9 protein-coding genes are annotated in these 11,128 nt (G+C 35.9%); 7 read left to right on the top strand and 2 right to left on the bottom strand.

Translation table 11 applies throughout. From position 1 onward, the window contains the following. Positions 1–503: 503 nt before the first annotated feature. From IR213_RS07410 to IR213_RS07395, 4 genes are all read left to right on the top strand, one after another. Positions 504–2,819 (top strand): type IA DNA topoisomerase, encoded by a 2,316-nt coding sequence (locus IR213_RS07410; RefSeq protein WP_194311671.1) that lies wholly within the window; start codon positions 504–506, stop codon positions 2,817–2,819. A gap of 168 nt (positions 2,820–2,987) precedes the next feature. Next, on the top strand, positions 2,988–3,461 hold the full coding sequence (locus IR213_RS07405) for a DUF6265 family protein (RefSeq protein ID WP_194311670.1): 474 nt from the start codon (positions 2,988–2,990) through the stop codon (positions 3,459–3,461). A gap of 223 nt (positions 3,462–3,684) precedes the next feature. Continuing rightward, positions 3,685–4,488: a hypothetical protein gene (locus tag IR213_RS07400; protein WP_194311669.1), complete on the top strand. Its 804-nt coding sequence runs from the start codon at positions 3,685–3,687 to the stop codon at positions 4,486–4,488. 11 nt (positions 4,489–4,499) lie between these two features. Next, positions 4,500–4,781: a c-type cytochrome gene (locus tag IR213_RS07395; RefSeq protein ID WP_194311668.1), complete on the top strand. Its 282-nt coding sequence runs from the start codon at positions 4,500–4,502 to the stop codon at positions 4,779–4,781. Positions 4,782–4,843: 62 nt separating this feature from the next. Here IR213_RS07395 and IR213_RS07390 read toward each other — a convergent pair whose 3' ends face one another. Next, the gene (locus IR213_RS07390) at positions 4,844–7,477 is read right to left on the bottom strand and encodes a valine--tRNA ligase (RefSeq protein WP_194311667.1); all 2,634 of its coding nucleotides are present in this window, start codon (positions 7,475–7,477) and stop codon (positions 4,844–4,846) included. 159 nt (positions 7,478–7,636) lie between these two features. Here IR213_RS07390 and IR213_RS07385 point away from each other — a divergent pair, with 159 nt between their 5' ends. Together IR213_RS07385 and IR213_RS07380 are read left to right on the top strand one after the other, a co-directional pair. After that, positions 7,637–8,026, top strand: a complete 390-nt coding sequence (locus IR213_RS07385) for a DUF1573 domain-containing protein (RefSeq protein ID WP_194311666.1) — start codon at positions 7,637–7,639, stop codon at positions 8,024–8,026. A 44-nt stretch (positions 8,027–8,070) separates the two neighbouring features. Continuing rightward, positions 8,071–8,391 carry a hypothetical protein gene (locus tag IR213_RS07380; protein ID WP_194311665.1) on the top strand — a complete coding sequence of 107 codons (321 nt, stop codon included), beginning with the start codon at positions 8,071–8,073 and terminating at the stop codon, positions 8,389–8,391. 57 nt (positions 8,392–8,448) lie between these two features. On the opposite strand, the gene IR213_RS07375 is transcribed toward IR213_RS07380, so the two are convergent. Next, positions 8,449–9,780 (bottom strand): aspartyl protease family protein, encoded by a 1,332-nt coding sequence (locus tag IR213_RS07375; protein ID WP_194311664.1) that lies wholly within the window; start codon positions 9,778–9,780, stop codon positions 8,449–8,451. 125 nt (positions 9,781–9,905) lie between these two features. Between IR213_RS07375 and IR213_RS07370 the strand changes: the two genes are divergently transcribed. Continuing rightward, positions 9,906–11,102: a pyridoxal phosphate-dependent aminotransferase gene (locus IR213_RS07370; protein ID WP_194311663.1), complete on the top strand. Its 1,197-nt coding sequence runs from the start codon at positions 9,906–9,908 to the stop codon at positions 11,100–11,102. Positions 11,103–11,128: the final 26 nt, after the last annotated feature.

Genomic DNA, 11,128 nt, shown 5'->3' with positions numbered 1-11,128 from the left:
TTTTATTATATTTGACATGGATATTGTTTGTTTTGCGACTTCAAGATACTGAATTTCAGTGTCTTGAGCAATATCTAATTAATATTTTTTACTTCAAATAATTACACCCAACGGGTTTGATTAATGTTTATTGCCTATTGGTATGGGTACGAAGTCGGGAGACTTCGCACAGCATCGAGACCTATTGGAAAGGGTACGAAGTCGGGAGACTTCGCACAGCATCGAGAGCTAAGAATCAACGAAGTAATCTACTGTATTTCTCTCTTTGGTTATTATGAAAACAAAACGAAATTTTTAGCCCTGATGGAAGCGGCATCCTCGTAATCCCGCTGCAGCGGGATTACGAGATACAGCGGACAGCAGGAGGATTGGTTCTTGAAAATACCAATAATTCTGCTCCTAAAAAAACTTCGAATTAGCCTCTGGTTCATAACTCCTGATGTTTTCCTTTTAATACCAATTTCTAAATTCCTACTTTGCAGCTTTAAATTTAGCATCAAAAAATGAAGGTCTGTATTGCCGAAAAACCAAGTGTCGCCCGTGAAATCGCATCTGTTCTTGGAGCGAATACCAAACGTGATGGCTTTTATGAAGGCAACGGCTATGTCGTGACTTACACTTTTGGCCATTTATGCACTTTGAAAGAACCTAACGATTACAAACCCCACTGGAAAAGTTGGGATTTGAACAATTTGCCCATGCTTCCCGAGAAATTCGAAACCAAGGTGGTCGAAAATTCAGGTATTCAGAAGCAATTCAAAATCATAAAAAGCCTGTTCGACAAAGCGACATTAGTCATAAACTGCGGGGATGCGGGACAGGAAGGAGAACTCATCCAGCGCTGGGTCATGAACGAAGCCCATTACAAGGGCGAGGTGCAACGCCTGTGGATTTCGTCCCTAACCACCGAAGCCATCAAGGAGGGTTTCCAGAACTTGAAACCATCCGCCAATTACGATAATTTATACTATGCCGGATTTTCGAGAGCAATTGGCGACTGGTTGCTGGGCATGAATGCCACGCGATTGTATACCGTAAAACACGGCGGATACAAACAAGTTTTGTCTATTGGGCGGGTGCAAACCCCAACCTTGGCAATGGTTGTGGATCGCTTCAAGGAAATCGAAAATTTCAAGCCTCAACCGTATTGGGAGTTGCAAACTTTATACAGAGAAACGCTTTTCAGCTATGAGGAAGGACGCTTTTTGAAAAAGGAAGACGGCGAACTTCTCGCCAATAAAGTCAAGGAAAGTGAGTTCGAAATTGTCTCCGTAGAAAAGAAGAACGGCAATGAATTTGCACCAAAACTCTTTGATTTAACCGGTCTACAGGTCTATTGTAATACCAAATTTGGTTTTACGGCAGACGAAACCCTTAAAATTGTCCAAACGTTGTACGAACAAAAATTGGTCACCTACCCTAGAGTCGATACTACGTTTTTACCGAATGACGTTTATCCGAAAGTGGCTGGAATTCTGCAAAAATTGACCAATTACACTGCCTTGACGCAACCGCTTTTGGAAAAAAAGATCAAGAAATCACCCAAGGTTTTCAACGATAAAAAAGTAACCGATCACCATGCAATAATTCCAACGGGGATTCAAAGCAATTTGCAATACAATCAGCAGCAAGTTTACGATATTATTACACGCCGTTTTATTGCGGTTTTTTATGACGATTGCTTGGTTGCCAATACGACAGTAATGGGAAAAGCTTCCGAAGTACTATTCAAAACCACCGGAAAAGAAATCTTGAAAAAAGGCTTTCGTGTCGTTTTTGAAGACCCGAACGTTAAAGAAAAAGAAGCCGATCTATTGCCCAGTTTTGTCGTGGGCGAAAAAGGACCACACGAACCTTCCTTTTTGGAAAAGGAAACCAAGCCGCCCAACCAGTTTACGGAAGCGACCTTGTTGCGCGCCATGGAAACCGCGGGTAAACAGGTGGACGACGAAGATTTACGCGAATTGATGAAGGAAAACGGCATCGGGCGTCCCTCCACGCGAGCCAATATCATCGAAACACTTTTCAGGCGCCAATACATCGTTCGAAACAAAAAACAGGTTTTGCCTACACCAACAGGAATTCAGCTGATCGATACCATTCAAAATGATTTGGTCAAGTCGGCAGAATTGACGGGTTCTTGGGAAAAGCAGTTGAAAGATATTGAAAAAGGGACTTTTACCGCTGCGGCATTTATTAAGAATATGAAACTTATGGTCGAAACCTTGGTATATGAAGTACGAAGAGAAACCAGAGGCGCCAATATTTCGCACGCTGGAAGTGTTCAAAAACAAGAAACCGTTATCGAGAAAAAGAAAGCAGAAGGAATTTTGGCAGAAGTCTGTCCGAAATGTAAAAAATCGACGCTCATCAAGGGAAAATCGGCTTATGGCTGCGGCGATTACAAAGCCGGTTGCCGTTTTGTATTGCCCTACACTTTTGCCGAGAAAAAAATATCCGAAAATCAATATTTGCGATTACTCCAAAAAGGATCTACCGTAAACTTGAAAGATTTCAAAACCGAATCTGGCACGGTGGAAGGTTTGCTTCGCTTTGATGAAAATTTTGAGCTAAAATTAGAACCTAAGAAAACGGCTTCTCCTAGCCTAACAACAGAAAAAAAAGCAATATCGGAAACTTTAACCTGCCCGAAATGCAAAAAAGGAATCGTTATCAAGGGAAACACCGCTTATGGTTGCAGCGACTATAAAACAGGCTGTGATTTTAAAGTACCTTTTGAAATGGTCAGAGCAAAACTAAAAGGTCAAAAACCTACTAAAGAATTTGTTTATACTATTTTGAAAGATAGTTTTCAATAATATTTTGCGTTTTTTTAGGAGCTATTTCCAGCTATTCGTTACAATTCACGCTAGATTGCTTCATGCCTCGCAATGACAGCGTGGGATTTCCACTTCTATCTGGGCTAATTGCGATCTTTTTCATAATTTCGCAATGATTTAAAAAGAACATTTTCAATTTATACATTCATGAAAAAAATAGCTGCACTACTTATTCTGGTTTTAACCCAAAACTCTTGTAACAAATCGAAGGAATCATCTAAAATTGTAGTTGCCGATTGGCTTCCGGGAAAATGGGAAAATAAATCAGTTGATGGAGATCTATTGGAAATTTGGAAAAAAACAAACGACAGTCTTTATGACGGTGCAAGTTATTTTATAAAAGGAAAAGACACGCTTCATTTTGAAGAAATTCAATTGAAACAAAAAGGTGAAACTCTTTTCTACGTTTCCACCATTCGAGGACAAAATAATGATGAACCCGTAACTTTTGTCCATAAACCCGAAATTGAAAAGCAATTGGTTTTCGAAAATCTAAAAAATGATTATCCTCAAAAAATTAGTTATTCAAAGATTACCAATGACGGTATTGTTATCCAAATTTCAGGAATTCAACAAGGAAAACCAAGTTCTGACAAATATTCACTGAAGAAAGTGAAGTAAAAAGGATTTTTTTTGATGACAATAGCAATTTATTTCTAAAAAAGTAAGATATAGTTTTGTATCCTATTTTAAATTTCAATTAAATTAATAATTCTGTAGATTCTTATTTATATTTAGTCTAAATAAGCTTTGCAGATTCAAAAATGGTCTTTATATTTGCATTAATTATTTTTAATCAATCTAAATAACAAACTATATTAAAAACAAATTATAAATTTACAAAATGAAAAAAATTATTTTAATTGCCAGTTTTTTACTCCTAAGTTCAATGAGTCTTTTAGCTCAAGACAGAGTTTTCAATTACACTTATCAAAGCTCCGTTCTCAATAAAGGAGAAAAAGAATTAGAAGTTTGGACTACAGTTTTATCAGGTAAAACCGATTATTACCGAGAAATACAAAACCGAGTTGAATACGAAGTAGGTTTGGGTTCTAACTTGCAAACCGCCTTTTATATAAACTCCAAACAAAAAGCGGGATTTGAGACTAGTTCCGGCGAAATTGTTATGAGTTCTACAGAAATATCCTTTTCGAATGAATGGAAATACAAATTCTTTGATTCAGTTGCAGATAGAATTGGATTTGCCGGTTACGCCGAATTAACTGTAGCCACAGACGAATTAGAAATAGAATTAAAAGCAATTTTGGACAAAAGAATTGGAAGAACAATACATGCTTTGAACTTCACCTTCGAGCCTGAATGGGAAACCACCACTGCAAATGGAAAAGTTACCACCGCAACTGCATTGAAATATGACATTAATTATGGCTTGTCTTATAATATAAATAAACACTGGAATTTAGGTGGTGAAATTATTAACAGAAATGTATATCTAAAAGACGATAATTTTACACATTCCGCTTTATTTGCAGGGCCAACTGTTGCTTATTTTATGGATAAATTTTGGATAAATTTGTCTTTTTCCCCACAAATAGCCGGACTTAATAATCCTGAAGGAAAGTCTGGACTAAATGTAGATGAATTCACAAAAATGGATGTAAGACTTCTATTCTCCTATTCCTTTTAATCCTTTATAAAATGAAAAAATTAATCCTTTTTATCTCTATTTTATTAATAATTTCCTGTTCCTCAAAACTTTATGTTCCTAAATCAGAGTCTTCAACTGTTTCTGTTGATGATTTAAAAACTGGAAGAGAAATCTATGTGAAAAAATGTTCCAGCTGTCACCAATTGTTTTTGCCTAACCAATACAATGAAAAAGCATGGAGTTTAAATTTAACCGAAATGCAGGACAGAGCGAAAATTACAGATGCAGAAAAACAGTTGATCTATCAGTATATTGTGAATGCTCCTAAATAAAAGTATAAAAAATGGCTGTCAAAAATTATATTTTTTACAGCCATTTTTGATTGATAAAACAATTATTTCAATCCTGCCAAACTTTGTTCGATTGTAGCGATTTTTGACAAAGCATCAGCTTCTTTTTGTCTTTCGTTTGCCAAAACTTTTTCTGGCGCACCAGCCACAAATTTCTCGTTGGCTAGCTTACTTTGAACAGATTTCAAGAAACCTTGGGTGTAAACCAACTCGGCAGTTAGTTTTGCAATTTCTTCCTCGACATTTATGCTTCCTGTGATTGGAATGAAATATTCATTCGATTTAACACGGAACGACAACGCACCATCTACTTTATCCGAAACATATTCTAGCGAAGTGATGTTCCCCAATTTGGTTACAACCGCATCAAAATAAGTTGAAACTTTATCATTGTTTAGAATTCGCAATTCGATGGTGTCCTTAAACGGAATATTCTTGTCTTTACGAATCGTTCTAATCCCGGAAATCACTTCGATTGTGTTTTCGAAATCGGAAATTAATTGCGCATTAAATGGTTTTATTTCCGGCCAAGTTGAAACAATTAATGCTTCTTCTGGAGTTCTTTCGGCAAGGATTTGCCAAATTTCCTCTGTCAAAAACGGCATAAACGGATGCAATAATTTCAGGTTGTTTTCAAGCATTTCTATGGCTTTCGCCAAAGTTAGGCTGTCAATTGGTTGTTGGTAAGCCGGTTTAATCATTTCGAGAAACCAAGAACAGAAATCGTCCCAAACCAGTTTGTAAATTCCCATTAAAGCATCGGAAATTCTGTATTTATCGAAATTGTCTTCAATTTCCAGAAGCGTTTGTTGCAATTTCGCTTCGTACCATTCTATCGCCACTTTCGACGATTCCGGTTGTGGAATCGAATCCGAAACTTCCCAACCTTTTATCAATTTGAAGGCATTCCAAATTTTATTGGTAAACGCTTTTCCTTGGTTGCACAATTCTTCGTCGAACATAATGTCGTTTCCTGCCGAAGCGCTCAAAAGCAATCCCACACGAACTCCATCGGCACCAAATTTTTTGATTAACTCCAGTGGTTCTGGTGAATTTCCCAATGATTTTGACATTTTACGCCTTTGTTTATCACGAACCAAACCCGTTAAATACACATTAGAAAATGGTTTTTTGCCAGTATATTCATATCCCGCAATAATCATTCTCGCCACCCAGAAAAACAAAATATCCGGACCGGTCACCAAATCATTCGTTGGATAATAGTATTTAAAATCTTTGTTCTCAGGATCCATAATTCCGCCAAAAACGGACATTGGCCAAAGCCAGGAAGAAAACCAAGTATCAAGGGCATCGGCGTCTTGTTTCAGGTCAGAGGTTAGAAGTGAGAAGTTAGAAGTTTTTTCTTTGGCCAAAGCCAAAGCATCTTCAATGTTTTCAGCAACAACGAAATCTTCCTTTCCGTCACCGTAAAAATAGGCCGGAATTTGTTGCCCCCACCACAATTGACGGGAAATATTCCAATCGCGAATGTTATTCAACCAATGGGCATACGTATTATTAAAACGGGCCGGATGCAATTTGATATCGCCATCAACCAAAACCGATCGGATTGCCGGTTTTACCAAATCTTCCATTTTCAGGAACCATTGGTCTGATAAACGAGGTTCGATTACGGCTTTGGTCCTTTCGGAAGTTCCTACTTTATTTAGGTAAGCTTCTGTTTTTGCCAAAGCGCCTATCGTTTCTAATTCCTGAGCAATTTCAGTCCGAACAACAAAACGGTCTTTCCCTTGATACTGCAAACCAAAACTATTTAGCGTAGCATCTTCGTTGAAAATGTCCACTATTTCAAGATTGTGTTTTTCGCCCAAAGCTTTGTCATTCATATCGTGAGCCGGAGTTACTTTTAAGCAACCCGTTCCAAATTCGATATCAACATATTCATCTTCGATTATTGGAATCACTCGACCGCAAATTGGAACAATGGCACTTTTGTCTTTCAAATGGGCAAAACGCTCGTCATTTGGGTTGATACAAATAGCGGTGTCACCAAAAATAGTTTCGGGACGCGTTGTAGCTACTGTCAAAAAGTCTTCACTTCCTACGATTTTATATTTTAGGAAATATAATTTCCCTTGTTGTTCTTCGTAAATTACTTCTTCGTCAGACAAAGTTGTTTTGGCTTCCGGATCCCAGTTTACCATTCGATAGCCGCGATAAATTAAGCCTTTATTATACAAGTCAACAAAAGATCGAATCACAGATGCAGACATATCAGGATCCATAGTGAACTTGGTTCTGTCCCAATCGCAAGAGCAACCCAATTGTTTGAGTTGTTCCAGAATTACACCCCCATATTTGTCAGTCCATTCCCAAGCGTGTGCCAAAAATTCTTCACGTGTTAAATCGTTTTTATTGATTCCTTCGGCTTTTAATTTAGCCACCACTTTAGCTTCCGTTGCAATAGATGCGTGATCCGTTCCCGGAACCCAACAGGCGTTAAAGCCTTTAAGTCGTGCTCTTCTTATCAAAACATCTTGAATCGTATTGTTCAACATATGTCCCATATGAAGAACCCCAGTTACATTTGGCGGAGGAATTACGATGGTATATGGTGTTCTATGGTCGGGTTCCGAATGAAAATAATTATTCTTCATCCAGTAGTCATACCATTTATTTTCAATGGTTTTAGCGTCGAATTGTGCAGGAATTGTCATAAAAAGCAACTGTTAGAACCAAAATTGGGCTTTGGTCTGGTTTTTGTAATTCATATAGGTGACAAAAGTAAATAATTAAGTACAGTATAAAAAGAGAAATAAAAATTTGTCCCTTTAATTAAAAAAACTACATTTACTTACAAGTTAAAAAAAATAAAGATGAAAAATATAGCCACAATAATAGCAGTCGTATTAATTTCGAGTTTGGGTTTTTCACAAACTGGCGCAAAGATCGAATTCAAGGCAAAAGACAATACAATAGATTATGGAACTGTTACCAAGAAAGGTGACAATGGAGTTCGTTCTTTTGAATTTACAAACACTGGAGATGCTCCTTTGATTATTAGTAATGTACTTTCTACTTGTGGTTGTACAGTTCCCACAAAACCAAATGAGCCAATTATGCCTGGGAAAACAGGAAAAATAGATATTAAATATAATATGCAAGCAGGTCCAATCAGAAAAACTATTACTGTCGAATCTAATGCTGTGAATTATGAAGCAGGGAGAGTTCCTCTAAAAATAAAAGGTGACGTTATTGCTGATTAATATGAATTTTTAGCACCTTTACTTCAACATAAGTGAAAAATTATATGAAAACAATAAATTTTCTTAAAGGACTTCTTTTATTAATTTTGATAATTATTGCAAGTTGCACAAATGATCAAACAATAAAGAATCAAACTTATGTTTTCATAAAACCATATTGCGCGACCGTTACTGTTGGAGGTGTTGTCGGACTTTCTGAAAAATGTTACAAAATTGGAGATATCGTTTCCGGAAAAGAAAACACAAGCGGAAAATCAACCATTAGAATTGCAGAACATTCCTATTTAAATGATGGAGCATCAAGTAGTGCCAGTTATCAAGAATTTTTAGATGTACCATTAAATTATTTAGAAGTTATAAAATAATAATTTTGCTTAATCCTAAATTACAAAGAGCTTCTTGACAAACAAGAAGCGTTTCTTTTACAAAATATTTAGCAATTGAAATTTAAACTTCATAAGTTGGCTATCCCTTTCAATCTCAAAAGTCATCCATTTTTCTTCTTCAGATTTTAAAATCGAGTTGATTTTTTCCAAAGTAAATTGATAAGCAGGTTCATTATTAATTTTAACCAGAATATCCCCTTTTTGCAGTCCACTTATTGCAGCTGGAGAATTCTTTCTAACATTTGCGATAATATAAATTGGCTTTAAAACAAATTTGTATTTAAAATTATTTTCGGCATCATTTGGATGCACTACAAGATTGTCTGATTTTATTAGAGGAACCGTTTCCAAACGAACCGTTTCCTGAACCCATTGCAGACCATAATGTTCTAATTCAACACCGCTTTTATTGTAACTAAATGGAGCGCTGAAATTATTATTTTTCTTTAAAAACATTTTGTGGTTTGGATAATCAAAAACTACCGAAAATCGCTTTAAAATCTCAGAGCCTACGGAACCTGCACGATCCCGAACCATTCTCACATTTTTTATAGAAGTCAAATCCGGAAAAGCAATAATGGGATTATAAAATTGGTATTTTGAAATTGTAAACTTGACAATCTGTGCTCTTCTTCCTTCAACGTCGCCACTAAAACCTTTTCCAAGATAATCTTCGAAATTTTTTGCTGGTATTTTTATTGATTTATCATTATTTTCGAAAAGCCATATTGCGTCACTATTGCCTATATCAATTAATAATTTTACAGGAATTTCGACAGAATTTATAACTACGCTACTGTCAATATAAGGTTTTGATTTTTCTATAGTGATAGGGACTGCTTGGAATTTTCTTTCTATTCGTTTTCTGTTTTTAGTATTATCTCGGTAAATCGAAATTCGCTTTTTTTCGTAATTGATTTCCACCAAATTAGTTTTCAAAAAATTATACCCAATAATACCATTAACAGGAATCCCTATATGAGATGACAAGTTAAAACTTTGATCCAAGACGATATACAACAGGTTATTTACAGATTTTGCACCCTTAATTTCTAAGATATTATTGGTAGACTTTAATCCTTCGATAGATTCCTCTTCGCCCAAACCTCGCAGAGTTATTTTTTCGACATTAGAAAAACTAACCTCTTTCTTGTCTTCCATACTAAAAAGAATAGTTTCTTCGACTCCGGAATCCAACAAGAAGTTCAACTCCGCACCATTAACTTTTATGGGGATAAATATTAAATTATTGATAAATTTAAAAGGGATAGTTGTTTTTTCTATTCCTTTGTCAAAAATAAAACCTTCTTGTCCCTCAGCAGTCAAAGAATAAATAAATAAAAAACACAAAATGATTATTTGTCTCATCAAAAAATGATTTGGATAAAGTTAGTAAAAATTTGGAATGACACTACTCTTTTAAAGACAAATATGATTATAGTCTTCATTAAATTCGAAAAAAAATTGCAAATTTGCATCAAATTTTAACAACTATGCCTGAAATTTCAATTAGAGGTCGAAGAATGCCTGAATCGCCAATTCGCAAATTGGCTCCTTACGCGGAAATAGCAAAAAAGAAAGGTCATAAAGTTTATCATTTAAACATAGGACAACCCGATATAAAAACTCCGGAAATTGCCATCGAAGCGATAAAAAATATTGATTTAAAAATTATTGAGTATGGCCCGTCGGCAGGATACGAAAGTTACCGAAAAAAATTAGCCCAATTTTATGTCAATCAAAATGTAAAAATAGGATTCGAAGACATAATGATAACCACAGGTGGTTCTGAGGCTCTTTTATTTGCACTTGGCAGCATTATGGATCCAGGAGACGAAGTCATTATTCCAGAACCTTTTTATGCCAATTATAGTGCTTTTTCTGAAGAATCAAGCGCTAAAGTAGTTCCGGTAATTTCTAATATCGAAAGTGGTTTTACACTACCTACAATTGAAGAATTCGAGAAAGCAATTACTCCAAAAACCAAGTCCATTTTAATCTGTAATCCAAATAATCCAACAGGATATTTATATTCGGAATCCGAAATAAATCAATTAGGGGAATTGGTTCGAAAACACGATTTATTTCTTATTGTGGACGAAGTGTACCGAGAATTTATATATGATGATAGGGACAAGCACTTTTCGGTGATGAACCTAAAAGGAATCGAACAAAATGTAATCATGATTGATTCCGTTTCCAAAAGATACAGTATGTGTGGAGCACGCATTGGCTGTATGGTAACAAAAAACAAAGAAGTTATCGCTACTGCAATGAAATTTGCACAAGCTCGTTTATGCCCTCCAACAATTGAACAAATTGCTTGCGAAGCCGCAATAGACACACCTCAAAGCTACTTTGACGAAGTAATCTCAGAATACAAAGAACGAAGAGATACTTTGATTACTGAATTAAATAAAATTGAAGGTGTTATAGTAACTACTCCAAAAGCCGCGTTTTATTGTATCGCTCAATTACCTGTTGACAACACCGATGATTTTGCCCAATGGTTGCTTGAAAGTTACAATTCAAATGGAGAAACTGTTATGGTGGCTCCGGCTGCTGGATTTTATTCCACACCAGGTGTTGGTCTAAATCAGGTTCGTATTGCTTATGTATTAAAAAAAGAAGATTTAATTCGCGCGGTACAAATCTTAAAAGCCGCAATTCCAGTTTATAATTCGAAATAGGAAAATTCGGAAAAGTCACTAAACAT

This window comes from Flavobacterium soyangense (assembly GCF_015277675.1).
Classification (GTDB): Bacteria; Bacteroidota; Bacteroidia; order Flavobacteriales; family Flavobacteriaceae; genus Flavobacterium; species Flavobacterium soyangense.
The sequence above is the reverse complement of the archived record's forward strand: the minus strand, read 5'-3'. Positions and strand labels throughout refer to the sequence as shown.